Origin of the sequence: Streptomyces sp. NBC_01276 (genome assembly GCF_041435355.1) — a bacterium.
Classification (GTDB): Bacteria; Actinomycetota; Actinomycetes; order Streptomycetales; family Streptomycetaceae; genus Streptomyces.
In genome coordinates this window covers 7,081,009-7,105,844 of the sequence record NZ_CP108442.1, presented here as the reverse complement: position 1 = coordinate 7,105,844, position 24,836 = coordinate 7,081,009, and the positions used below count along the sequence as shown (strand labels likewise).

Sequence of the window (24,836 nt, the reverse complement as noted above, 5' to 3'; positions counted from 1 at the left end):
CGCGGCAGACGGTCTAGTCGGTGTGGGTGGGTTCGTCCAGCGGGACCGTCAGGCCGATGCCCTCGGCCGCCACCGCGATGGCGAAGTCGAAGTACGCGGACTCGTCCCGGACGCTGTCGTGGGTACGGCTGAAGACCTGGAACACCAGGAGCCCGATCAGGCTGCTCCAGAGCACGATGCCGCGCTCGACGATGTCCGAGAACGGTGCGTCGGGCACCCCTCCGAAGAGTTGCACGGCCTCCGGCCGGAGCAGCGGCGGCCCCGGTACCGTCCTCCGGGGCGGGAGGAGTTCGCCGCCCTCCAGCGCGGACCTCACGATGCCGGCCAGCACGGCGGGGGTGCGCGAGGCGGGCGGGACGGTGTCCTGCGGGGCGTGGTAGCCGGGTACGGGCGAACCGTAGATCAGCGTGAACTCGCCGGTGTGGGCGAAGGACCAGGCCCGCAGGGCCCGGGTGACCGCGAGCAGCCGCGCGCCCGCCGGGGCTCCCCCGGCCACGGCGGCCGCGTCGGCCCGCTCCATCGCGGCGGCCGACGCGTCGTAGGCGTCGACGACCAACGCCGTCAACAGGTCGTCCCGGTGCGGGAAGACGGCCGCCACGTCGGCGACGGCCAGCCCGCCCTCGGCGGCCACCGCCTCCGGGGACAGCCCCGGGGCCCCCTCCTTCGGCAGCAGCCGGCGCGCCGCGGCCATGATGGCCTCCACCTGCCCGGAGTTCTCATCGGTAGCGCTAGTTCCGGAAAAATCCATGGCCAAACCGTACCCGTCGGCTACCGACCCCTCGATCACATTCGGACGGACGATCGACAGCCGCCCGGGGCACGGGCCGGCCGGGCCCTGATCCGGACCCCTGGGACCCTCTCCGGGACGGGACGGGACGGGGCCTCCGCCGAGTCGACCGTCACGGTCTGTCACCGGCAGACCCGAGTACTCGGCCGCCACGGCCTGCGCCGTGTCGTCCAGGGGCCGATGGGGGGACACCGCCACCCGGGACCGTGACCGGGCCGAAGGTCCCCGTCGTCGCTGCACGGACCCGTGCCGCGCGGACCGGTGGGACCTATGGTCCCGGGACGGCACCGGTCGGCCCTACCCGGGCCCCGGCCGGCCGGCCGACCCTGGAGGCAGCGCAGGCACCGCTCCACCTCGGGGGCGCCGTCGTGGCGCACGACCGGGGCAGCACAGACAGGACCAGACCCGTGACCGCACGCACCGTCGAAACCGAAACCGTCGCCCGGCTCGTCGCCGACGCCGTCACCGCCCCCTCGATGCACAACGCCCAGCCCTGGCGCTTCGTCTTCCGGCCGGACGACGAGGTCGTCGAGCTGTACGGAGACCCGGAGCGGGCCATGACCCGTACCGACCCCGATCACCGCGCCCTCCACCTCGGCTGCGCCGCGGCCCTGTTCAACCTGCGCGTGTCCGCCGCCCGCCACGGGCTCGGGGCGCGCGTGCGGCTGCTGCCCGACGGCTCCCGGCCCTGGCTCCTGGCCGGGGTGTCCTTCGAGGCGGCCGTGGACGGCGGCGACGAACTCGCCGCCCTCTACGACGCGCTCCGCCGCCGGCACACCAGCCGGCTCCCGTTCGGCGACGAGGCCGTGCCGCCCGCGGTCCTGGACGGCCTGCGGGCGGCGGCCCGACTGGAGGGGTGCCACCTCACCGTCCCCGGCACCTGGCACATCGAGACCCTGCTCGGGCTGGTGCACGACGCCGAGCACCTGGAGGAGACGGACCCGCTCGTCCGGGCCGAGACGGCCGCGTGGACCGGCGGGGACCGGAGTCCGGGCCCGACGCGCCGCGACGGCGTGCCCGCCGAGGCGTTCGGCCCCCGGAGCTCCGGCGGACCGGCGCCCGTGCGCGACTTCGGCCGGGACCGACCGGTGCCGGACCGCGGGTGGGCCGTGTTCGAGAAGCGGCCCCGGCTGGCCCTGCTGGGCACGCGGGGCGACACCCGGGCCGACTGGCTGCTGGCCGGTCAGGCGCTGGAGCGGGTGCTCCTCCGGGCCACCGCCGACGGCCTGGCCACCTCGATGACCTCCCAGCCCCTGGAATGGCCGGAGCTGCGCTGGACGGTCCGCGATCCGCTCGCCGCCACGGGACACGTCCAGATGGTCCTGCGCCTCGGCTACGGCCCCGCGGGCCCCGCCACACCCCGCCGTCCGGTCTCGGAGGTCCTGGAGGTCCGGTGAGGGCGCCGGCCGGCCCTGCCGGGCGGGACGGCCGCGGGGCCGGCGGCGGACGCGGGGTGCGACCACTGCCGGTAGATGGCATTCCGTCAGCACCCTGAGCTGCTGTTTTGCCAGTTCCGAGCGGCGTTCAAACGCATGGTCAGCAGAATCTAGTTGGCACATTCGTACAGGACGGTGCGGACACCCCTGCACGGGTGTCGCCTGATTGTCGGGAACATGCCCCTCAAGCCACGTACCGCGAGGCGGACGGTCCCGTTCCACACGGCTGGGGAGGGCGCGCTCTGGGCACCCGTTCCGCCGTTTCCGCACGAACGTGGCCGTGCTTCCGGCATGATCTCCCGCAGCACCACGGCGGCCGCCCACAGGCCCGGCGTCGACTCCGGCGCCACCGGCCCCCCGGACGGTCAGCGAACCCGCTGGCGCCCCGGACGCGGACTCCCCCGGCACCGGTGCACGCGAGAGTCGAGCCCCTCTCTCCGGCCCCCACTCCCCCGCCCGTCGGCGGGGCGACAACGACATGCACCCAGGCGATCAACCAGCTCAAGAGCGCCCTGGTCTCAGCTGACTCCGCCCTCCGCGAGTCGCTCGCCGGGCTGAGCAACCCCCACCTGTTCAAGCGGTGCGCCGACCTCGATCCCCAGCATGCGAGGGGACCGGCCGGGGCCGCCCGTCACACCTTGAGGCTGCTGGCCCGCCGCATCCGGCATCTGACCGAGGAGATCGACGATCTCAACAAGCGGATAGCCGAGGCCGTCGAAGTCAGCACGCCGGGCCTGCTGGAAGTCCGTGGCGTCGGCCCGGACAGCGCCGCTGCCCTGCTCATCTCGGCCCGCGACAACCCCGAGCGACTCGTCAGCGAGGCGTCCTTCGCAGCCTTATGCGGCACCAGCCCGGTCGAGGCTTCCTCCGGGAAGACACAGCGCCGCAGGCTGAACCGCGGCGGCGACCGCCAAGCGAACGCCGCCCTCTACCGGATCGTCCTCAGCCGTCTGCGCTGGGACGACCGCACACGCGACTACCTGCAACGACGTCTGACCGAGGGCAAGACACGCCGCGAGATCATCCGCTGCCTCAAACGCTACGTCGCACGAGAGATCTACCGACTTCTCGTCCCAGCGAACCCTCCGGCTGACCAGACAGGACCCGCCGCGATCGCCGCTTGACATCCATAGGGACATCCATAGGGGCATCGCACTGGAGTCGGCCCTTGGACCGCTGCCGGCGCGCCCGAGCCTGGCCCTGGACGCCGGATACGGATACGGATACGGATACGGATACGACTACCGCATGCTCCACGACGACCTGGCCGCCCGCGGGATCGAGGCCCGCATCGCCCCACACGGCGCGAAATCTCCGATCCAGACCGCAGGCCGTTGGGTGGTGGAGCGCACGAACTCCCAAGCGATCACGGTGACAGTCATCGTCGGTATGCGTCATCTATCGGCGGTAGTCGCACGGGGTCAGCGGCGGACGCGGGGCATGCCCAGGCCGATCCACGCGATGATCTCGCGCTGGATCTCGTTGTTCCCTCCGCCGAAGGTGAAGATCACCGCGCTGCGGTAGCCGCGCTCCAGTTCCCCGTGCAGGACCGCCCCCGCGGAGCCGTCCTTGAGGGAGCCGGCCGCACCGACCACCTCCATCAGCCAGGCGTACGCGTCCCGGCGCGCCTCGGAGCCGTAGACCTTGACGGCGGAGGCGTCCTGCGGGGTGAGGGTGCCGGACTGGACCGCGTTCACCATCTGCCAGTTGAGCAGTTTCATCGCGTCGAGGCGGGCGTGGGTGCGGGCGAGCCGGCCGCGGACCCAGGTCAGGTCGATGACGCGACGGCCGTCGGCCAGCTTGGTCGCGGCGGCCCAGCGCTGGACGTCGTGCAGGGCGCGGATGGCCATGGTGCCATGGGCGGCGAGGGTGACGCGTTCGTGGTTGAGCTGGTTGGTGATCAGCCGCCAGCCCTTGTTCTCCTGGCCCACGCGGCGGTTCGCGGGGACGCGGATGTCCTCGTAGTGGCTGGCGGTGGTGTCGTGCGAGGCCAGGGTGTTGATGAGGGTGCAGGAGTAGCCGGGGTCGGAGGTCGGCACGAGGAGCATCGTGATGCCCTTGTGCGCGGGGGCCTCCGGGTCGGTGCGGACGGCGAGCCAGACCCAGTCGGCGGTGTCGCCGTTGGTGGTCCAGATCTTCTGGCCGTTCACCACGTAGGTGCCGGTCTCCTCGTCGCCCTCGCGGACGGCCTTGCACTTGAGGGCGGCGAGGTCGGTGCCCGCGTCGGGCTCGCTGTAGCCGATGGCGAAGTCGATCTCCCCGGCGAGGATCCGGGGGAGGAAGTACGCCTTCTGCTCGTCGGTCCCGAACTGCATGAGGGTGGGGCCGACGGTGTTCAGCGCCATCAGCGGCAGCGGGACGACGGCCTGCGCGGCCTCGTCGAAGAAGATGAACTGGTCCATGGGCGACATGCCGCGCCCGCCGTACTCCTTCGGCCAGCCGACGCCGAGCCACCCGTCGGCGCCGAGACGGCGGATGGTCTCCCGGTAGAAGCGCTTCTGCGCGGCCGGGTCCTCGTAGCGGGCGTAGACGTCCTGCGGCACGAGCTCGGCGAAGTAGGCACGCAGCTCGGTGCGCAACTGCTGCTGCTCAGGCGTGTATTCGAGGTGCACGGCCCCTCCGGGAGTCTCGCGGTCCAGCCGGTCGGTGTGGTGGCGGCGGCCAGGGTAGAACCCGTTGCAGTAATCCGGAAGGGGTGGTGATGGACCGTCAGGAGTGCGGGCGGGCCGGGAAGTCCGGTACGGAACTCCCCGGCCCGCAGCGGCTAACAGGCGGGGGACGAGCCCTTCTGCCCCTTGAGGTCGCGGTTGTACAGCCATCCCGTGGCGTTCGTGCCGTCCACGCGCACGAACGTCCACTGGTTGCCGTACGAGTTGACGATGTAGCACTGGTACCAGAGCTTCGTGCCGTCCTTGACCAGGCTGCCCTGCGAGCACTGCTGGTACGGCGCGGCCAGCAGGTGGTGGTCGCCGGAGATGTAGCCGTAGGTGCCCGGCGCCGGGTCCTTGTGCGTCCAGCCGGCGCAGCCCGTCGGTACGGGGCTCGGTTTGGCGGGGGCGGGCGAGGAGCCCTTCGCGGAGGGCGACGGCGTGCCGGCCTTCTTCGAGGCGCTCGCGGACGGCTTCGCCGTGGGCCCGGAGCCGGAGGGCGACGGGGCCGGGGTCGGCGCGCCCGACTGCCCGCCGGCGACCGGGGAGCCGCCGGGCGCCGGGGTGGGAGCCGCCGCCTGCGCCCGGTCGTCGCCGTCGCCCGAGGTCACGGCGTAGGTGACGCCGCCGGCGGCGAGTACGGCGACGACCGCCACGGCCATCGCGGCGCGGCTGCGGCGCCGCGCCCGGTCCACGGCCGCCGAGCCGGAATGGCTGACCGTGGACGGCTGACCGGGCGGGGGTCCCTGCGGCGGTCCCTGCGGCGGGAAGCCGGGCTGGGGGGTGGGGGCGTAGGGGTGCGGAAACGATACGCCGTCGGCGTCGAAACCGGCCGGGGGCGGGGGCCCGAAGCCGGGAACGGGCGCGGGGGCGGGCGCCGGGGCCGGCGCCGGAGCCGGAGCCGGCCCGAACTCCGACTGCGCGCCGGGGGTCGGCGGGACCGAGGCGGGAGCCTGCGCGGGCGCCGCGCCACCGCCCGCCGCCACCTGCTCCAGCATCGCGCGCGCCTGGTCGGCGGTGGGACGGTGCTCCGGCTCCTTCTCCATCAGCGCCCGCAGCACCGGGGTGAGCGGCCCCGCACGCCGGGGCTCGGGCAGCGGGTCGCCGACGATCGCGGCCAGCGTGGACCACACCGAGGTGCGGCGGAACGGCGAGACGCCCTCCACCGCCGCGTACAGGGTCATCCCGAGCGACCATATGTCGGAGGCCGGGCCCGGTTCCCTGCCCTGCGCGCGCTCCGGCGGCAGGTAGTCGAGCGAGCCGACCAGCTCGCCGCTGCGGGTCAGCTTCGCCACGGCGTCGTCACCGGAGGACTCCATGGTGGCGATGCCGAAGTCCGTGAGGACGACCCGGCCGCCGCGCTCCAGCAGCACGTTGCCCGGCTTCACGTCCCGGTGCAGGACGCCCGCGCGGTGCGCGGCGTCGAGCGCGTCCATCAGCTTGGCACCGATCGCGGCGGCCTCGTGCGGGTCGAGCGCGCCGCGCCGCGTGACCACCTCGTCGAGCGAGGGCCCGTCGACGAGTTCCATGACGATGACGGGCAGCCCCTGCTCATGCGTCACGTCGTGCACGGTGACGACGCCGGCGTGCCGGATACGGGCGGCGGCCTGCGCCTCGCGCTCCATCCGGGTGCGCAGGTCGGCCAGTTCGGCGTCGCTGGAGTCGGTGTAGGCCCGCAGGACCTTGACGGCGACCTCGCGGGCGAGCAGTTCGTCGACGGCCCGGGCGACCACGCCCATGCCGCCTCGGCCGACCACGGAGGTCACCCGGTAGCGTCCCCCGAGCACCTTTCCGATCAGGTCCCCGTCGTTCGCATCCTCCGCTTGGCCCGCTGGCACCACATGCTCCGTTCCACGACCGGTCGCCCGTCTCGACTCTCTGACGGGGCACAAGCGTAGATGCACCGTCCACGGACGGACCGGGCGGCTGCCACCCATCCCGCGGCCCAAGCCGGTTGCGCCTCCGCTTCGCCTCGTGGCCGGGCACCGACGACCTGGCCGGCCGGGGCGCGGGGAGGTTCCGCACCCCGGTGCCGACGGCCGGGCCGCCCCTGCCGACTCCAGACACCCCCTAGCCGTCCCGGCGGCACTGCCCGGTGCGCGGGCCGGTGACGCTGTTCCGCGACTGGAGGAGGTCCGGCGCGTTGCCCTCGCAACGCAGCGGGCCGGTGACGCGGTTGGACCGGAAGGCGGGCGCGGGGTCCACGGACGCCAGGCCCGGGCCGCTGTTGCCGGTGATCCGGACCGGTCCGGTGACCGTGTCGGCCGAGGCTTCGAGGCCGCCGGTGTTCGCGTCGAGGGTCAGCGGACCCCGGACGGTGTTGCCGGCGCAGGCCGTCGCCTCACGGTCGGAACCGATGAGCACCAGCCCGGTGGTTCCCTCCACGGAGACCGGGCCGGTGAGCGCGGACCGGCAGAGGGTGAAGGCGGTGGCGCCCTGGGCCGACACCGGTCCGGTGATCGTCGCGTCCGAAGCAGCCAGCGCACCGCCGGGGCGTACGGTCAGCGGGCCGGTCTGGCTGCCGCCGGCCGCGATGCACAGGGCTTCGCCCGGGGCCACGGTCAGCGGGCCGGCGTGCGCGGTGGTGAGGCAGGGTCCGGTGAAACCGACGGTGACCCCGGTGGGCGCCGCCGTCGCGCCCGGGGTGAAGGCCGCGTCGCCGCCGTAGCGTGCGGTGATGGCGTGCGCGGAGGGCTGGAGGGTGCCGGTACGGATGCTCGCGCGACCGCCGTCGAGCCTGGCGGTGCCCAGCGGGGTCGGCCCGTCGAAGAACGTGACCTCCCCGCCGGGGGTTCCGGCGTCCGGGTCGGCCGGGTCGACGGTCGCGGTGAGGGTGACCGGCCGCCCGAACAGCGGGGTCGCCGTGTCCGCGGTCACCGTGACCGAGGTTCCGTACCGGAAGGAGACGACCGCCTTGCCGTTGCCGTGGTTGACGCCCCCGGTGAGGGTGGCGCCGATGGCCGTCGGGGCCGCGAAGCCGCTGCCCCCGCCGCCGCCGGCTCCGTAGAGTTCCCCGGGCCTGCCGCCGCCTGAGCCGCCGCCACCGGCGAAGTAGCCGCCGCCACCTCCACCGCCGCCGTTGCCGCCGCCTCCGCCGTTGCCGCCGGAGCCACCGCTTCCGGGGTTGGGCCGGCTGGTGTACTGGTCGATGTCGCTGCCCGCGGCGCCCGGGGCCCCGACCGCGGAGTTACGGCTTCCGCCCACCCCGTGGGCGGACTGGGTTCCGCCGCCGCCCGCGAGGCCGGACCCGTCGGGGCCGCCACCCTGGCCGCCGGGCTCCCCTTCGGGCCCGCCGCCGTCGCCGCCGTGCAGCAGCGGCCCGCCGTTGCCCGCGCCACCGCCGCCGCCCGCCACCAGGATCCGGTCGGCGGGGCCGAAGGCCCCCGTACGCAGGTCGCTGGCGCCGCCGCCGGAACCGCCGCCGCCGTGGGCGCCGCCGCCGCCGGAGCCGTGGCCTGTGCCGCCGGGGCGGGCGAACTCGCCGTGCCGGGAGGTGCCGGAACTTCCGACTCCGCCGACGGTGATCTGGAGGGACTGGCCCGCCACGACCGGCAGTTCGGCGCGGGTCTCGCCGCCCAGTCCGCCGGGTGCCCCGCCGTTCGGGGGGCTGGGGAGGACGAAGCCGGCGGCGCTGCCGCCCTCGGCACCGAAGAGGTCGACCGTCACCGCGGTCACCCCGGCCGGGACGGTGAAGGTGTCCGTGCCGACGGCGGTGTAGGTGCAGGTGGGCGACGCGGCGGTGAAGGCGCCGCCCGCGCCGCAGGGGGTGACGGCGCCCGGCGCCGTCGGCTCGGCCGTCGCGGGCAGGGGCGCCATCGCGGCGGCCAGCAGGCCGGCGGCTCCGGCCACCTTCAGGATCTTCGATCGGTACATGCTCAACTCGGTTCCAGACGACGGTACTCGGGATGGGACGTGCGGCGCCGCAGCCGGGGCGCGACCGTGGCCCCGGCTGCGGCAACCGTGCTGCGGGTGGATCAGACGCCGTCGTCGGCGCACAGCGCCCAGGCGTCGGAGTAGGTGCTCGGGGAGCTGACTCCCCCGGCGTGGGTGGTCGCCGACCAGTACGAGGCCGTGGTGGTCCCGTCCGCGACCGGGTTGCCGCCGGAGTCGCTGGGGTAGCTGCCGTTCAGGTGGTCGCCCTGGGAACCGGGCCCGGTGAAGTTCGTGGTCGTGACGCTGCCTCCGCTGATCGCGGCGCCGCCGCCGATCAGCTTTCCGTCCCCGCCTCCGCAGCCGACCGTCACGGTCTGGCCCGCGGTCGCGGCGGTGGGGCCGCTCACCTCGCTGTGGCGGACCTTCACGGTCGCGCCACTGATGTTGATGTTGTTGCCGCTGCAGATGGCGTACGCGTACGTGGTGTTGTCGGTGTTGCCACCGCCGCCGTTCCAGCCGACGGCGCTCCAGGAGTCGGGGTTGGTCTCACCGTCGGCCGCGGCCTTCTGACCGTAGCCGTGGGCGGAGTTGTTGAAGGTGGGGAAACTGGCGATGGGCTTGAGGCTGCCGATGACGGCGGGGGTGATGCGGGCTCCGCCGCCGAGCAGGCGGGTGTTGGCCGGGCAGGTCGCGGTGACGAGCCCGACGGTCGAGCTGGTGGTGGGGCCCGCCAGCTTGTTCATCACCACCTGGGTGTGGTTGATCAGGCTGCTGCTGAAGCACATGGCGTACGGGGTGCTGGAGAAGGAGGCGTTGACCGCGCCGCCGCTGCCGCCGATGCCGAGCCAGTGGGTCACGTCGGTGCCCACCACGCCCGTGGAGCCGGTGTACTCGGCGCTTCCGTCGGGGCTCGGCGAAGTGCCGTTGATCTTGTTGCCGTTGGAGGACGACCCGGTGCCGATGGCCTGGTTGACGCCGCCGCCGGAGACCAGGCCGCTCGCGCACGCGGCGTCGGTGGTGATCTCGGAGAAGGCGGCGGCCGGGCCTGACGTGGCGCCGGGTGTCTTCACCGTCACGCCGACCGTATTGGCGTAGGCGGTGCCGGGGACCGCCAGGGCCAGCAGGGCGGCCACGATCAGCGCCTTGCCCGCGACAGGGCGTCGCAGAAGGAACTTTCGCACGGTTTCTCCCTTTCGGAGAGGAGGTTCGGGCGGCCGGGGGCCGCGCGCGAGCAGCACCGTTCCCCGGACGGGGTCCGGTTCGGCGCTGGGAGGGTGTGATCGGGTGGTCGGCACGGCGGAGCGGCGGCGTGTGGACCGGTGTCGCGCACCTGCGGCAGGGCGGGGCAGGCCAGATCATGGCCGGCCCACCGCCCGTCCGGAGCGCGATGCACTTGCGGAATGTAGCAGTCAAATAAGGAAGCAAGTAAGGCCGGATCCTCGCTTTTTCCTGGCAGATGCGGTACTGGTGAGTAGGCTGGGGGGTGGCGCGTCCGGCCCCTCCGGAGCAGGGGCGCTTCAGACGCGGGGCGGCACGAGGCCCGTGCCCGGCAGCCCGGGGCGGATCAGCACCTTGATGTGCGCTCCGGGCGCCGCAGGGAGGCGAAGGCCGCGTCGAGTCCGCCGAAGCCCCGCCGATCCGGGCCGCGGCCGCGCGCCGCAGCGCCGACGGGTCGGAGGCCACGACGGGGCCGGCGCCGCGCTCCAGCAGGGCCGCGACGGCGCCCAGCCCGACGGGCCCGCAGCCGACGACCACCGCGGGGGTGCCGGGCCCCGCCTCCGTACGGGCGATGTTCCCGAAGCCGACGGCCAGCGGCTCGGTGAGGGCGGCCAGGGCCAGGTCCAGGGAGTCCGGCACCGGGAGCAGGGCCTGCGCCTGGACGACGATCCGTTCGCCGAAACCCCCGGGGAAGGCGTTGCCGTAGCCGACGGTACGGACGACCCCGCCGGCGTCGAGGGCCCAGGGCAGGGCGACCACCCCGGTGCCGGGGGCGGGACCGCTCGCGCCGGGGCCGTAGGCGAGGACCCGGCCGGAGAACTCGTGGCCCATGACCAGGGGACGGGCCGGGTCGAAGAGGAAGCCGGTGGTGCCGCTGTCCAGGGAGGCCCGGAGGAACTCGGCGGTGTGGGCGACCGCGCTGAGGCCGGAACCGCAGACGCCGCAGGCCTCGGTGGCCACCAGCGCCTGCCCGGCAGCCGGACACCGCCGAGGGCCTCGATGTACGCGACGAGGTCGAGTACGCCGAACTCCGACTGCTGCAGGGCGGCTTCACGGGTCTCGGCCGGATGGACGGGGGTGACCAGCCGCCAGCTCCGCCGGTCCGCGCGGCGCCCCGCTTCGGCGCAGGCCCGTTCGTGGGCCGCCCAGTTGGTGTCGAGCGTGGCGAAGCCGGCCGGATCGGCGGCGGCGAGCGAGAGCACGCCGGCCCCGTGACGTCCGGCGAGGACGGCGCCGGTCGGGGAGACCGCGGAGGCGACGGCCACCTCCGTCTCCCGGCCCCGGTAGGGCCCGAGCTGCAATGGCGGCGGCCCGGCCCTCCCGCTGAGTGGGATGTCCGGGCCGCCCGCCCGCCGCGTCCTTCCGGGATCCGGGATCCGGCGATCCGGTATCCGCGCTCCCCTGGCCGTCGGCTCAGGGGCGACGGTCCAGGGCGCCGATCATGGCGGCGGCCGTCGCCGCCATCGCCGTCCGGGCCGCCGCGAGGTAGGGGCGGGGGTCCGCCGGGGTGAGGTGGGCGCGGATGGCCTCGGTCATGGCCACGTTGAGGGCAGTGCCGATGTTGACCTTGCGGATCCCGCCGGCGACGGCGGCCGCGAGCTCCGCGTCGGGGAGGCCGGAGGAGCCGTGCAGGACGAGCGGGACGTCCACCGTCTTGGCGAGCCGCGCCAGCAGGGCGTGGTCGAGGACCGCGGTCCGGCTGGTCATGGCGTGGCTGCTGCCGATGGCCACGGCCAGGGCGTCCACCCCGGAGTCGGCGACGAACCGGCGCGCCTCGTCCGGGTCGGTACGGGCGCCCGGCGCGTGCGGGTCCAGGGGGGCGGCGCCGTTCTTGCCGCCGACCTCGCCCAGCTCGGCCTCGATCCACAGGCCGTTGGCGTGGGCCCAGTCGGCGGCGGAGCGGGTGGCCTCCAGGTTCTCGGCGTAGGGCAGGTGCGCGGCGTCGTACATCACCGATCCGAAGCCGGCGTCCACGGCCTGCCGCAGCAGGTCCGGGCTCTTGACGTGGTCGAGGTGGAGCCCGACGGGCACCCCGGCGGCCTCGGCACACGCGGCGGCGGCACGGGCGATGGGCAGCAGGGCTCCGTCGCGGAACTTCACCGCGTTCTCGCTGAGTTGCAGGATGACGGGCAGGCCGGTGCGCTCGGCGCCCTCGACCACGGCCTCGGCGTGCTCCAGCGTGATGATGTTGAAGGCCGCGATGGCGCGGCCGGCCCCGGCCGCTTCGGCGACGAGGTGTCCGGCGGGGGCGAGGGTCATCGGACCGCCCCCTCTCCGGTGGCGGTGAGGATGACCGAGCGGGTGAGGTTGCGGGGCGCGTCCGGGTCCAGCTGCCGGTGGGCGGCCACGGCGACGGCCAGCCGGTGTACGCGCACCAGTTCGGCGAGCGGGTCGAGCGCTCCGTCGATCCATGCGGCGCCGGTACCGAGGACCTGCTCGGCGATCCCGTCGGGGGTCCCGCCCAGCGACCAGGTCACGGAGCCGGGCCCGGTGACGCTGACCGGGCCGTGCCGGTACTCCATCGCCGGGTAGGCCTCCGCCCAGGACAGGGAGGCCTCGCGCATCTTGAGGGCGGCCTCGTTGGCCAGACCGACGCTCCAGCCCCGGCCGAGGAAGGTGAACTGGCCCCGGCCCTCCAGCCCCGCGGGCAGCGGTTCGGCGAGCGCGACGCGGGCGTCGGCGACCACGGCCGGGGTGTGCGCGCCGACGTGGGCGCGCAGCAGGGTGAGGGCGGTGGTGGCGAACCGGGTCTGGACGACGGAACGTTCGTCGGCGAAGTCCAGCACGACGAGGTCGTGCGCCAGGGTCGTCACCGGCGTGTCGGGGTCGCCGATGACGGCGGTGGTCGCGACCCCGGCCTCCCGCAGGCCGGCCAGCAGGTCGAGGACCTCGGTGGTGGTCCCGGACCGGGTGAGCGCCACGACCCGGTCGTAGCGGCGGTGATGGGGGAACTCCGAGGCGGGGAAGGCGTCGGTCTCGCCCTGTCCGGCGTCCTCGCGCAGGGCGGCTGCGGCCTGGGCCATGAAGTACGAGGTGCCGCACCCGACGATCGCGGTACGCTCCCCCGGCCTCGGCAGCACCGCCCGGTGAGCCGGGGCCAGTTCAGCGGCCCGTTCCCAGCTTTCGGGCTGCGTGGCCAACTCGTACGCGACGTGACTCATGCGGGCTCCCTGCGCGTTGGGTGCGTGTTCCTGCAAGGTAGCGGGCTATTTCGCGCAACTTCAAGCATCTACGGGGTGGCGGCCTGGGTTAATCTCGACGGCGGGGCCGGAGCGAGTCCCGGGGAACGCACGGGAGGGGCGCCATGACCCGCAAGGAACGCTGGCAGACGCTGCTGGATCTGCTGGTGGAACGGGGCGGGCTGGAGGTGGAGCCGGCCGCCGAGGCACTCGGCGTGTCCGCCGCGACGATCCGCCGCGACCTCGACCAGCTCGCCGAGCAGCAGCTGCTGGTCCGCACGCGCGGCGGGGCGGTCCCGCACGGGGTCTCGTACGAACTGCCCCTGCGCTACCGCACGTCCCGGCGGGCCGCGGAGAAGCTGCGGATCAGCGAGGCCGTGGCGGCGCTGATCGCACCGGGCGAGGTCGTCGGCCTCACGGGAGGCACCACGACCACGGAGGTGGCCCGCGCCCTGGCGGCCCGCGCGGACCTGGCCACGGGCTCGCCCGCGCTGACGGTGGTGACCAACGCCCTGAACATCGCGGGCGAGCTGGTGATCCGCCCCCAGTTCAAGATCGTCCTGACGGGCGGGGTGGCCCGCCCCCAGTCGTACGAGCTGACGGGCCCGCTGGCGCAGCAGGTCCTCGGCCAGCTCACGATGGACACCGCCGTCCTAGGCGTGGACGCCTTCGACCCGGCGGACGGCGCGGCGACCCGGCACGAGGACGAGGCGGCGATGAACCGCCTCCTGTGCGAACGCGCCCGCCGGGTCGTCATCGCCGCGGACTCCAGCAAGCTCGGCGTCCGCGCCTTCGCCCGCATCTGCGCCACCTCGCAGGTGGACGTCCTGGTAACGGACACGGGCCTCCCCCCGGAAGTCGCGACGGGCTTCACGACGGCGGGGGTGGAGGTGGTCCGGGTGTGAGGGGGGCGGGGCGGGGGGGACGACGGAAGGACGGCGGGGCGGGAGTGGGACGTGTGGTCGGGGTCGGGGCGGGCGGGGCACCGGTGGGGCGGGCTCGGGGAGGGCCTGGGGGCTTCCCGCCAGTCCACTGTCCTTCCGTGCCGTGCCGGCCTGTCAAGGGCGCTCCCTTCGGTCGCGTCGCTTCGCGATGGCCTTCGGCCACCCTTGACAGGCCGTCCCGTCCCGGAATGCCAAAGACTGTCGGGAAGCCCCCAGAGGAACGGTCAGGGGCAGAGGATGCAGGGGCGGCCCCGTCGGAGAAGCGGCGGGCAATCCCGCTCCATCCGCGAATCAGTGACCGCACCGTCCCCGGGCGCCCCCGGGGCAACCCTGGCGCACCAGATCGCTACGCGCTTCTCCCGGCACAGCGTCCGGCGGCCGTCCGTGGCCGGACATAAGCCGCCCAAGGCCGTCTGTCTCTCTCGATCACGCGATTGCGGGCAGTTTGTCCCCATTGGGTGGCCCGGCGGGCGTCATATGGCTCCCTGTAGGAGCGAGAGGACGAGGAGGGTGTCGTCAGAGTCCGGCAAGGCGCCCGTATCGCCCTGTGACTGCCTTCAAGCGCCCGTCGAGGGCGGGAAGGGCAGATCTGGAGGCGTGTGAGCGGCCCAAGACGGCTGCCGGACGCCATGCCGGCACACGCCGTGCCGGCACACGCCATGCCGGGAGAAGTGCGTAGCGATCGGGCGCGTAGCGATCCGATGCGCCCGGGGGCGCGGGAGGACGGTCCGGTCACCGTTCGGGGAGGCCTGCCGGGCGGAGACTCCTCGCCGCTTCTCTGACGGGGCCGTCCCTGCATCCTCTGCCCCCAGGCCCTCCCCGAGCCCGCCCCACCGGTGTCCCGCCCGCCCCGACCCCGACCACACGTCACACTCACGCCCCGCCGCCCCGCCCCCTCGGCGCCCCGGCGCCCCGGCCCCGCGCCTCGCCGCCTCAGTGCGCCGGGACCCGTTCCGCCTCGCGGGACAGGGCCGCCAGGACCGGGGCGATCAGGGGGTGGGACTCGGCGCCGCGGCGGGTGGCGGCGAAGACGCGGCGGGTGGCGGCCGGGCCCGTCACCGGGCGGACGCGGACCTCCTTGAGGTCCATGCCGCGCAGCGCCGAACGCGGCACCAGGGCCACCCCGGCCCCCGCGCCCACCAGGGCCGTCACGGCCCGGAAGTCGTCGGAGGAGTGCGCGAAACGGGGCTGGAAGCCCGCCAGTTCGCAGGCCAGCAGGGTCACGTCGTGGCAGGGGTTGCCGGGGTACTGACCCACCCACTCCGCTTCGGAGAGGTCCGCCAGCGCCACGGCGGGGAGGTCGGCGAGCGGGTGCCCCGAGGGCAGGACGGCGTCGAAGGGTTCCGCGTAGAGCGGGAGCACCGACAGGCGGGCGTCGTCGGCGCCCGGACCGCCGCGGTACTCGACGGCCAGGGCCACGTCGGCCTCCCCGTCGAGCAGCATGGGCAGGCTCTGGTCGCCCTCCGCGTCCCGGACCCGCAGGCGGATGCCCGGGTGTTCCAGCGCCAGCCGGGATATGGCCGGCGCCAGTACCTCGGCGATGCCGGTCGCGAAGGCGGCGACCGTGACCTCGCCCGCCGATCCGCCCGCGTAGGCGGCGAGTTCGGCTTCGGCGCGCTCCAACTGGGCCATGACCTCGTGGGTGTGGCCCAGCAGGATCTCCCCGGCCGCGGTGAGCCGTACGCCCCGGCCGCTGCGGGTCAGCAGCGCGTGTCCGGTCTCCTGCTCCAGCGCGGCGAGCTGCTGGGACACGGCGGAGGGGGTGAGGTACAGGGCTGCGGCCGCGGCGGTCACCGTACGGTGGTCCGCCACGGCCCGCAGGATGCGCAGCCGGCGGGGGTCGATCACCCCTCCATTGTCTCAGCCGGCGGACGTGCGGAGCGCCGCGCGGGCGTCGACGAAGGCGGCCACCGCGCGCTCCACGTCGGCCGTGGAGTGGGCCGCCGAAAGCTGGACGCGGATGCGCGCGGCGCCCATCGGCACGACCGGGTAGGAGAAGCCGATCACGTACACGCCGCGCTCCAGCAGCAGCTCGGCCATCTTCGCGGCCTCGGCGGCGTCGCCGATCATGACGGGGGCGATGGCGTGGTCGCCGGGCAGGATCTCGAAGCCCGCCTCGGTCATCTTCGCGCGGAAGAGGGCGGTGTTGGCCGCGAGGCGCTCGCGCAGGTCGCCGGCGGACTCCAGCAGGTCGAGGACCTTGAGGGAGGCGGCCGCGATGACCGGGGCGAGGGAGTTGGAGAAGAGGTACGGGCGCGAGCGCTGGCGCAGCAGCTCGACGATCTCGGTGCGGGCCGCGACGTAGCCGCCGGAGGCGCCGCCCAGGGCCTTGCCGAGGGTGCCGGTGATGATGTCGACGCGGTCCATGACCCCGTGCAGTTCGGGGGTGCCGCGGCCGCCGGGGCCGACGAAGCCGACGGCGTGCGAGTCGTCGACCATGACCATGGCGTCGTAGCGGTCGGCGAGGTCGCAGATCTCGGCGAGGGGGGCTACGTAGCCGTCCATGGAGAACACGCCGTCGGTGACGATCAGGCGGCGGCGGGCGTCCTGAGCGTCCTTGAGCCGGGCTTCGAGCTCCGCCAGGTCGCGGTTCGCGTAGCGGTAGCGGCGGGCCTTGGAGAGGCGGATGCCGTCGATGATCGAGGCGTGGTTGAGGGCGTCGGAGATCACCGCGTCCTCGGCGCCGAGCAGGGTCTCGAAGACGCCGCCGTTGGCGTCGAAGCAGGAGGAGTAGAGGATCGTGTCCTCCTGGCCCAGGAAGGACGAGAGCCGCGCCTCCAGCTCCTTGTGCACCTCCTGGGTGCCGCAGATGAAGCGGACGGAGGCCATGCCGTAGCCCCAGCGGTCCAGGGCCTCCTTCGCGGCGGTGACGACCTCGGGGTGGTCGGCCAGCCCGAGGTAGTTGTTGGCGCAGAAGTTGAGGACCTCGCCGGGGGCGCCGCCCGCGGTGACGGCGACGGCGGCGTTCTGCGGGGTGCCGATGACGCGCTCGGGCTTGTGCAGGCCCGCTGCGCGGATCTCGTCGAGGGTGGTGCGGAGGTCTTCGCGGACGGACTCGAACATGACTTCGGTGTCTCCTTGTGCGGTGTGCCGGGCGCCGCCCGGCGGGAGCGGAGCCGGGGCGGGCGGACGGACGAAGGGGGCCGGGCCCCGCGGAGGGGGGAGGGTGTGCGGGGCCCGGCGGAGGGAGATGGTCTTGTGGTGGCCCGGACCGGCCGGGACGCGGCCGCCCCTCCCGCCGGGCCGGCGCGGGATCAGGCCGTCCAGTCCAGGATGATCTTCCCGCTCCGCGCGGTCGACGCCTCGTCGAAGGCAGCCTCGAAGTCGCGGTGCGAGTAGCGGCCGGTGATGACCGGGGACAGGTCGAGCCCGCCCTCCAGCAGCACGGTCATCGCGTACCAGGTCTCGAACATCTCGCGGCCGTAGATCCCCTTGATGGTGATCATCGAGGTGACGACCTTCGCCCAGTCCACCGGGAACTCCTGGGCCGGCAGGCCGAGCATGGCGATCCGGCCGCCGTGCGTCATGTTGTCGATCATGTCGCGCATGGCCTCGGCGCGGCCGGACATCTCCAGGCCGACGTCGAAGCCCTCGCGCAGGCCCAGCCGCGCCTGTGCGTCGGCGATGGAGGTCTCGGCGACGTTCACCGCGAGGGTGGCGCCGGCCTTGCGGGCGATCTCCAGCCGTTCGGGGCTGACGTCGGTGATCACCACGTTGCGCGCGCCGGCGTGCTTCGCCACGGCCGCCGCCATGATCCCGATCGGGCCGGCGCCGGTGATCAGGACGTCCTCGCCGACGAGCGGGAAGGACAGCGCGGTGTGCACGGCGTTGCCGAAGGGGTCGAAGATGGCCGCCACGTCCAGGTTCACGGAGGTGCGGTGCACCCACACGTTCTGCGCGGGCAGCACCACGTACTCGGCGAAGGCTCCGTCGCGTCCGACGCCCAGCCCGATGGTGCTGCGGCACAGGTGGCGGCGGCCGGCCAGGCAGTTGCGGCACCTGCCGCAGACCAGGTGGCCCTCGCCGCTGACCAGGGCGCCGATCTCGATGTCGCGGACGTCCGCGCCGAGCGCCGCGACCTCGCCGACGAACTCGTGGCCGAGGACCAGCGGGGTCTTGACGGCTCCCTGCGCCCAGCCGTCCCAGGCACGGATGTGCAGGTCGGTCCCGCAGATGCCGGTGCGCAGCACCTTGATCAGCACGTCTCCGGGGCCGTACTCCGGCTCGGGGACGTCCATGAGCCACAGCCCGGGCTCGGCCTTGTGCTTGACGAGTGCCTTCATGGCGGTGGCTCCAGGGGCATTGCGGAAGGGGGCGCCGGGTGCGCTGGTGCGCGGGTGGCGCGGGTGACTGGCACCAATGTGCCGATCGGCGTAGTGATCAGTCCATCGAGACTTTCTTAAGCGGGTCGACAGCGCAGCTTCACGCCTATGCTCCTCAGGTGATGGGGGACGGGGGCCGGGGCATGATCCGGTGGACGGTCCCGGTCCGGGGAAAAGGGGAGGTGAGGGGCGTGCCGAGTCTGCGCAGCAGGGCGCTTTCGGCCGCACTGGTCGCGACGGGGCGGCGAAGACGGTCGGCGACGGCGGAAGCGGTCCGGGCGAAGGTGGCGCGGTCGGCCCGCCGGCCCGCTTCGCACCTGCCGCCGCGCTCGCTGGGCCGGGTGGCCGAGGTGTCGCGGACCTTCGTCGGGGCCTGGCCCGTGTACGACGCGTCGCCGCGCGGGGCCGAGCCGGTGGCGCGGGTGCTGTACGTGCACGGCGGCACCTTCGTCGACGAGCTGGTCCGGCCGCACTGGTCGCTGATCCGGACCCTGGTGACCCGGGCGGGCGCGCGGGTCGTCGTACCGGCGTACGTACTGGCGCCGCGCGGGACCGCCGACCGGACCGTTCCGGTCGCCGCCGATCTGCTGAGCGGTCTGATCGAGAGCGGCGGCGCGGGCGGCACCGTCCTGGTGGGCGACTCGGCCGGGGCCGGGCTGGCGCTGGCGGCCGCGCAGCGGCTGCGCGAGCGCACCGGGGCGCAGCCGTCCCGGATCGTGCTGATCTCCCCTTGGCTGGACGTCAGCATGAGCCACCCGGGCCAGGCGGCCATCGAGCCCGCCGACCCGGTGCTGACCCGCGCGGGCCTGGCCGAGGCGGGCCGTCTGTACGCGGGCACCCTCCCCTTCGACGACCCCCGGGTGAGCCCGCTGCACGGCTCCTTCGAGGGGCTGGCGCCGTTGACGGTGTTCACCGGCACCCGGGACGTGCTGAGCACCGACAGCCGCGAGCTGCTGCGCCGGGCGCGGGCCGCCGGGGTCGAGGTGGAGTGGCACGAGGAACCGGGCCTGCCGCACGGGTACCCGTTGCTCCCGGTTCCGGAGGGGCGCGCGGCCCGGGAGCGCATCGTCGAGCTCGTCACGGCGGCAGCGGCCGATCCGCTCTAGGCGGTGCAGGTCATGAGCGAGCTGACGGGCCAGGCCCGGTACGCGCTCCAGTAGGCCTCGTCGCGCGCCGGGTCGGCGGGCGGGGTCCGGCTGGGCTGCCAGCCGACGGTGGTGAAGCCGGCGTCGACGGCGGCTTCGGCGAAGTCGGCGTGCGCCCATTCGCGGTACTCGAAGTGCTGCGGCGGCTCGGTCAGGAACTGGGCCTTCAGCAGCGGTGCGTCGCCCTCCGGCACGCGGTCGAGGATGCGCACGCCGTACGGCGACCAGTCCACGCTCGGGAAGGCGCCCGGGTTGCGCACCAGCGACAGCAGCCGGCCGCCGGGCCGCAGGTTGGCGCGGATCCCGCGGAACATGGCGTGCAGGGCCTCGCGGTCGGGTGCGTGGCTGAACAGGTAGACGGCGGTGGCCAGGTCGAAGGGACCGAGCTGGGGCATGGCGGCGGCGTCGGCGAGGACGTACTCCACCGCCGCCGAGCCGGAGGCCGCCGCCCGGGCGCGGCGCAGGCGGTCGGGGCAGCTGTCGACCCCCACGGTGCGCCGGGCTCCCCCGTCGGCGAGCAGGGTGACGGTGCCGCCGTGACCGCAGGCCACGTCGAGGGCGTCGAGGTCGCGGACCCCGCCCAGGGCGTCCAGCGCGGTGCGGAGCGTGTAGGCGTCGGCCGCGGTGAAGGCGGCCCGGGGCGCCGGGTGCGTGGACGTGTCGTAGGGCTGGTGCATGCCGGCATGCCTCCCCGGTACGGGCGCGGGCAACGGCCCGCGCGCCGGTCCGTCCCCCGGACGGGGGAGGCGTTCGGGTCAGTGGTTACGGCGTCCGGTCGCCCCGGGCCCGGCGGCGGCCCCGCGGCCGGGCCCGTGCTCCCCGCGGCCTCCCCCGGCGGCCGGGCGCGGAGCCGGGATGCACCGCCCGCCGCCGGGGGCGCATCCTTGCTGTGTGACGGCGAGACCGGACAGCGGTGGCTCCTGCCCCGACGACGCCCGGGACCGGGTGCTCGCGCGTGCGGCCGTGAGCGCCGTGGAGGCCCTCGGCGGGTACGCGGGCGGGGTGTACCTGCGCTCCGAGTCCCCGGAGCTGCTGCGGTTGGCGGTGTTCACCGGCCTGCCGGGTCCGTTGTTCGGCCCCTGGTGGCGGGTGCAGGTAAACCGCCCGTACCCGGTCGCCGAGGCCTACCGCTCCGGTCAGTCCGTACACCTCGCGGACGAGGAGGCGTCCATGCGGCGCTTCCCCCAGCTGATGGCCGGGCTGCCGGTGCCCTTCTCCTCGCTGTACGAGCCCGTCACGGGCGGGCCGGAGCGCTTCGGCGTGCTGTTCGTGCTGCGTCCGGCGACCCCGGGGCGGGCCGTCGGGGAGGCCGACCGTGAGCGGTTGCGCTCCGCCGCCGAGAGCCTGGCGGCGGAGCTGGCCGCGCTGGCGGCGGAGGGGGACCCGGTGGTGTGGACCGGCGACCCGGTCCAGATCCCGCCCGCGACCCCGGCCGGAGGCGCCCAGGAGGCCGTGGACCGCCTCGCGCAGCCCCTGCTGTCGGTGGACCGGGAGGGCAGGATCGGCTTCACCAACTCCGCCGCCGATGAGCTCCTCGGTTGCGACGCCCCGCGGCTGCTCGGCCGCTTCCTGTGGGAGGCCGTGCCGTGGCTGGGGCATCCCGCCTACGAGGACCACTTCCGGGGGGTGTTCCTGTCCCCCGTGCCGGTGCACTTCGCGGCCCGCAGCGGCCCGGACCCGGACCGCGACTGGACGACGGTGGGGCTCTACCCCGGGCCGGACGGGGTGACGGTGACCCTCGAACCCGGCGAGGAGCCGGCCCCCGCGCCCGATGCGGCGGCCCGGACCGACACGCCCGCCGACCGGGCGGCGGCCCTGTACCGGCCGGTGGCCCTGGCCATCGCCCTGACGGAGGCGGTCACCGCCCGCCAGGTGTCGGCGGTGGTCACCGAGGAACTGCTGCCGGCCTTCGGCGGCCGGCAGCTGGCGATCTACCTGCTGAACGAGCGGCACCTCTACCTGGCCTGGGAGACCGGCTTCCCGCAGGGGTTCCTCGACCGCTTCGACGGGGTCTCGCTCGACGCCCGGCTCCCCGGCGTGGAGACCCTGACCACGGGCCGGCCGCTCTTCTTCGAGTCGATGGAGCACCTCGCCGCGGCCTATCCGGGCATCCCGATGGACGCGGACGTCGGCGCCCGCGCGTTCCTGCCGCTGATCGCCTCCGGCCGGCCGGTGGGTTCCTGCATCCTCGGTTTCGACGCCCCGCGCGGCTTCAGCCCGGAGGAGCGTACGGTGCTCACCGCGCTGGCCGGACTGATCGCGCAGGCCCTGGCGCGGGCGCGGCGCTACGACAGCGAGGCGGCGCTGGCCCGGGGCCTGCAGTCGGCCCTGCTGCCGCGCCGGCTCCCGGTCCTCAAGCACGTGGACACGGTGGGCCGGTACCTTCCGGGCACGGTCGGCATGGACGTCGGCGGCGACTGGTACGACGTGATCGAGACGACTGCGGGGCTGCTGGCGCTCGTCATCGGGGACGTCCAGGGGCACGGGGTGGCGGCCGCCGCGACGATGGGTCAACTGCGCAGCGCCGTACGGGCCTTCGCGCTGAGCGGCAACGCCCCCGACGAGGTGGTGCGGGGGACGAACCAGCTGCTGATCGACCTGGACCCGGGCCAGTTCGCGAGCTGCTGCTACGTCCTGCTCGACCCGGGTTCCGGCCGGGCCCTCGCCGCCCGCGCCGGTCACCCCCAGCCGTTGCTGCGCCACCCCGACGGCCGCACCGAGGTGCTGGACCTGCCCGGCGGGGTCGTGCTGGGCATCGACGCGGGCGGCGACTACCCGGTGACGGAGCTGCGGCTGGAGCCGGGCGCGGTGCTCGCCCTGTACACCGACGGGTTGGTGGAGATGCCGGGCACGGACATCGACGAGGGGGTGGAACGGCTGCGGGCCGCGCTGGCCGGGGCCCGGCCGTCGCCGCTGACGGAGACGGCGGACCGGCTGGTCGCCGAGGCCGGGAGCACCGCCGACCGCCCCGACGACATCGCCCTGCTGCTGGCCTCCCGTACGGGCGGGGATCCGTAGGCCGGGCGGGCGTCCAGCGGCTCCCGCACCGGTGCGGGCCCGGCGGAGCGGGCCGCGTCCGGCGGGGCGGGGCACAGCGCCCGGTCCTGCGGCATCCGTACGGTGATCTTGCGGCCGCGCTCCCCCGGGACGAGGCCGGGCAGGTAGTCGCCGACCGGCCGGTCCAGGCGGATCCGTCCGTCGGCGCTCTGCCGCAGGACGGCGACGGCGGTGAAGGATTCGCGAAGCCGGACCGGAAGCGGAAGCCCGGCCCGCGTCGGCGGCGGGCGCCCGGCCGGCTTCGGGGGCGGCCTGCGCCGGGGCCGTCCCGGCCAGGAGTGCCAGGACGACGGCGGCCCCGGCCGCGGCCGCCCGTAACCGGTTCCGTCGGCCGTGCTTGCGCGTGCTGCTCCACGTGGGTCTCCCCGAGCGGTCCGGCCCCGAGGGGCATCGGTGGATCTTGGGTCCTCCGGTTCTTCCGACACCCGCGTCCGGGCCCATCGGCCGCGAGGACGATCCCGGCGCGCGCGGCGTCGGCCGTCAGGAGCGGAGGCCCCTCACTCCCCGGGTCCTCTCGACGCGGCCCGGATCCCGCCCGCGGCGGGCAAAGCGGAAGGAAATTCGCGCGATCACGCTGCGGTTCCCGCACCCCGTCACGGGTCAATGTTTACGCGGTCTTAACGCTCGGATCGAGACCGGGCAGCCGACCCGCACGATGGAATCCGCAGGTGAACAGCTCTTGACCTGCGGATCTCGTGGAGTTTCCATATCGGCCACGGGAGTCACGCAGCGACTTGCCCACCACCGCCCCGGAGGCGATACCGCTCCCGCGCTCATTCACCGCACATGGCGATCGGAAATCCCGCACGATGACTGACACGATCAGCGCCCCCCAGGCCCTCGCCCCGGCGACCGGGCCGACCCCGCAGAAGCTCAAGCGTTCCATCGGCGTCGTCGGCGGGACGCTGCTCACGCTGTCGTGCGTGACGCCCGCCTCGACCCTCTTCGTCGTCGTGCCCGACCTCTTCTCCAGCCTCGGCACCTGGACCGCCCTCACGATCGCCATCGGGTCGCTGCTCTGCGTCGGCGTGGCGTTCTGCTACTCGGAGCTGGGCACCCTGATCCCCAGCGCGGGCGGCGAGTACGCCATGGTGTCCACCCTGGCGGGCCGGCTCGCCGGCTGGCTCGTGTTCGTGCTGTCGCTGCTGGTGGTGATGATCGTGCCACCCGTGATCGCCATGGGTACGGCCGACTACCTCTCCCCCGTGATCGACATACCGGCCCCGGTCGCCGGCGGCGCCGTGATGCTGCTCGCCACCCTCGCCGGTCTGCTCGACCTGCGGGCCAACGCCTGGATCACCGGCATCTTCCTCGTCCTCGAAGTGGTGGCCGCCGCGCTGGTCGCCGTACTCGGCTTCGCCCACGGCGAGCGGGGCGCGGACGCCCTGGTGCACGGTTCGGTCGCCGTCGAGGGCGGCGGCACCTCCACCGTGACCGCGATGATGGTGGTCTCGGGGCTGGCCATCGCGCTCTTCATCACCCAGGGCTTCTCCACCGCCGTGTACCTGTCGGAGGAGCTGGAGAAGCCGCGCCGCAACGTGCCGCGCACGGTCCTGGCCACCCTCGCCATCTCCACCGCGGTCATCCTCGTGCCGGTCATCGCGATCACCCTGGGAGCCCCGGACCTGGACGCCCTCGCCTCCGGCGACCTCGGCGCGATGGTGACGGCCTGGTCGAACTCGGCGGTCGGCACCTTCGTCAGCCTCTGCGTGGCCCTGGCCATCATCAACGCGGGCATCGTCATGGTCATCCAGAACTCCCGGGTGCTGTTCGCCTCCGCCCGTGACAAGGCCTGGCCCGAGCCGGTCAACCGCGGCCTGTCCCGCCTGGGCCGCTTCGGCTCCCCGTGGGTGGCCACCCTGCTGGTCGGCCTCCCGGGCGCCGCGATGTGCTTCGTGAACCTCGACACCCTCTACGGGGTGACCGGCGTCTCGGTGACCGGCATGTACCTGCTGGTCGCGGTGGCCGCACTGTTCAGCCGGCGCGGGGCGCACGGGCAGGCCTCCGCCTGGCGGATGCCGCTGTGGCCGGCGGTGCCGATCGGGCTGATCCTCGTCCTCGCGTACATCCTGACCCAGCAGGAGACCCAGTACCTGCTGTGGACCGGTGGCATCACCGCGGTGGCCACCCTGTACTGGGCGCTGTACCTGCGGCCGCGCAAGGACTCGCGCTGGCTGGTCAGCATTCCGGACACCGAGGAGGGCCTGGAGGACTGATCCCCGGTCCC

Annotated in this window: 17 protein-coding genes and 3 pseudogenes; 7 read left to right on the top strand and 13 right to left on the bottom strand. The window is 74.4% G+C overall.

The window, feature by feature from the left end; translation table 11 throughout:
- Nucleotides 1–13: 13 nt before the first annotated feature.
- Nucleotides 14–748 (bottom strand): TetR/AcrR family transcriptional regulator, encoded by a 735-nt coding sequence (locus tag OG295_RS32025; RefSeq protein ID WP_371680108.1) that lies wholly within the window; start codon nucleotides 746–748, stop codon nucleotides 14–16.
- Between the two features lie 446 nt (nucleotides 749–1,194).
- Here OG295_RS32025 and OG295_RS32020 point away from each other — a divergent pair, with 446 nt between their 5' ends.
- The 3 genes and pseudogenes from OG295_RS32020 to OG295_RS32010 all read left to right on the top strand — a co-directional run.
- Nucleotides 1,195–2,184, top strand: a complete 990-nt coding sequence (locus OG295_RS32020) for a nitroreductase (RefSeq protein ID WP_371680107.1) — start codon at nucleotides 1,195–1,197, stop codon at nucleotides 2,182–2,184.
- Between the two features lie 677 nt (nucleotides 2,185–2,861).
- Entirely contained in the window at nucleotides 2,862–3,347 is a 486-nt protein-coding gene (locus OG295_RS32015) for a transposase (RefSeq protein WP_371680106.1), read from the top strand.
- Between the two features lie 13 nt (nucleotides 3,348–3,360).
- Nucleotides 3,361–3,582: pseudogene (locus tag OG295_RS32010) on the top strand (hypothetical protein); the annotation flags it as partial.
- 62 nt (nucleotides 3,583–3,644) lie between these two features.
- Here the strand turns inward: OG295_RS32010 and OG295_RS32005 are convergent.
- The 7 genes and pseudogenes from OG295_RS32005 to OG295_RS31975 form a co-directional block, all read right to left on the bottom strand.
- Nucleotides 3,645–4,835, bottom strand: a complete 1,191-nt coding sequence (locus OG295_RS32005; protein WP_371680105.1) for an acyl-CoA dehydrogenase family protein — start codon at nucleotides 4,833–4,835, stop codon at nucleotides 3,645–3,647.
- Between the two features lie 152 nt (nucleotides 4,836–4,987).
- On the bottom strand, nucleotides 4,988–6,709 hold the full coding sequence (locus OG295_RS32000) for a protein kinase (RefSeq protein WP_371680103.1): 1,722 nt from the start codon (nucleotides 6,707–6,709) through the stop codon (nucleotides 4,988–4,990).
- A 232-nt stretch (nucleotides 6,710–6,941) separates the two neighbouring features.
- Nucleotides 6,942–8,744 carry an Ig-like domain-containing protein gene (locus OG295_RS31995; protein WP_371681369.1) on the bottom strand — a complete coding sequence of 601 codons (1,803 nt, stop codon included), beginning with the start codon at nucleotides 8,742–8,744 and terminating at the stop codon, nucleotides 6,942–6,944.
- Nucleotides 8,745–8,845: 101 nt separating this feature from the next.
- Nucleotides 8,846–9,925: a hypothetical protein gene (locus OG295_RS31990; protein ID WP_371680102.1), complete on the bottom strand. Its 1,080-nt coding sequence runs from the start codon at nucleotides 9,923–9,925 to the stop codon at nucleotides 8,846–8,848.
- Between the two features lie 679 nt (nucleotides 9,926–10,604).
- A pseudogene (locus OG295_RS31985) lies at nucleotides 10,605–10,925 on the bottom strand (alcohol dehydrogenase catalytic domain-containing protein); the annotation flags it as partial.
- A 450-nt stretch (nucleotides 10,926–11,375) separates the two neighbouring features.
- Entirely contained in the window at nucleotides 11,376–12,221 is an 846-nt protein-coding gene (locus OG295_RS31980) for a class II fructose-bisphosphate aldolase (protein WP_371680101.1), read from the bottom strand.
- Entirely contained in the window at nucleotides 12,218–13,123 is a 906-nt protein-coding gene (locus OG295_RS31975; RefSeq protein WP_371680100.1) for an SIS domain-containing protein, read from the bottom strand. Before OG295_RS31975 ends, OG295_RS31980 begins: the two co-directional genes overlap by 4 nt.
- A gap of 143 nt (nucleotides 13,124–13,266) precedes the next feature.
- On the opposite strand from OG295_RS31975, the gene OG295_RS31970 reads away from it, so the two are divergent.
- Nucleotides 13,267–14,046 (top strand): DeoR/GlpR family DNA-binding transcription regulator, encoded by a 780-nt coding sequence (locus OG295_RS31970; protein ID WP_371680099.1) that lies wholly within the window; start codon nucleotides 13,267–13,269, stop codon nucleotides 14,044–14,046.
- Between the two features lie 972 nt (nucleotides 14,047–15,018).
- On the opposite strand, the gene OG295_RS31965 is transcribed toward OG295_RS31970, so the two are convergent.
- From OG295_RS31965 to tdh, 3 genes are all read right to left on the bottom strand, one after another.
- On the bottom strand, nucleotides 15,019–15,933 hold the full coding sequence (locus tag OG295_RS31965; RefSeq protein ID WP_371680097.1) for a LysR substrate-binding domain-containing protein: 915 nt from the start codon (nucleotides 15,931–15,933) through the stop codon (nucleotides 15,019–15,021).
- Nucleotides 15,934–15,945: 12 nt separating this feature from the next.
- A complete protein-coding gene (locus OG295_RS31960) occupies nucleotides 15,946–17,148 on the bottom strand; it encodes a glycine C-acetyltransferase (RefSeq protein ID WP_356210122.1) in 1,203 nt (400 codons plus the stop codon).
- A 191-nt stretch (nucleotides 17,149–17,339) separates the two neighbouring features.
- Nucleotides 17,340–18,368, bottom strand: a complete 1,029-nt coding sequence (gene tdh / locus OG295_RS31955; protein ID WP_371680096.1) for an L-threonine 3-dehydrogenase — start codon at nucleotides 18,366–18,368, stop codon at nucleotides 17,340–17,342.
- Between the two features lie 230 nt (nucleotides 18,369–18,598).
- On the opposite strand from tdh, the gene OG295_RS31950 reads away from it, so the two are divergent.
- Nucleotides 18,599–19,513 carry an alpha/beta hydrolase fold domain-containing protein gene (locus tag OG295_RS31950; RefSeq protein WP_371680095.1) on the top strand — a complete coding sequence of 305 codons (915 nt, stop codon included), beginning with the start codon at nucleotides 18,599–18,601 and terminating at the stop codon, nucleotides 19,511–19,513.
- Here OG295_RS31950 and OG295_RS31945 read toward each other — a convergent pair.
- Entirely contained in the window at nucleotides 19,510–20,229 is a 720-nt protein-coding gene (locus OG295_RS31945; RefSeq protein ID WP_371680094.1) for a class I SAM-dependent methyltransferase, read from the bottom strand. The genes OG295_RS31950 and OG295_RS31945 overlap by 4 nt on opposite strands.
- A gap of 178 nt (nucleotides 20,230–20,407) precedes the next feature.
- Between OG295_RS31945 and OG295_RS31940 the strand changes: the two genes are divergently transcribed.
- On the top strand, nucleotides 20,408–22,570 hold the full coding sequence (locus OG295_RS31940; RefSeq protein WP_371680092.1) for a SpoIIE family protein phosphatase: 2,163 nt from the start codon (nucleotides 20,408–20,410) through the stop codon (nucleotides 22,568–22,570).
- Between the two features lie 92 nt (nucleotides 22,571–22,662).
- On the opposite strand, the pseudogene OG295_RS31935 reads toward OG295_RS31940, so the two are convergent.
- Nucleotides 22,663–22,964: pseudogene (locus OG295_RS31935) on the bottom strand (serine hydrolase); the annotation flags it as partial.
- A 454-nt stretch (nucleotides 22,965–23,418) separates the two neighbouring features.
- On the opposite strand from OG295_RS31935, the gene OG295_RS31930 reads away from it, so the two are divergent.
- Complete coding sequence (locus tag OG295_RS31930; RefSeq protein ID WP_371680091.1) at nucleotides 23,419–24,825, top strand: APC family permease; 1,407 nt, start codon at nucleotides 23,419–23,421, stop codon at nucleotides 24,823–24,825.
- The last annotated feature ends 11 nt before the right edge of the window (nucleotides 24,826–24,836 follow it).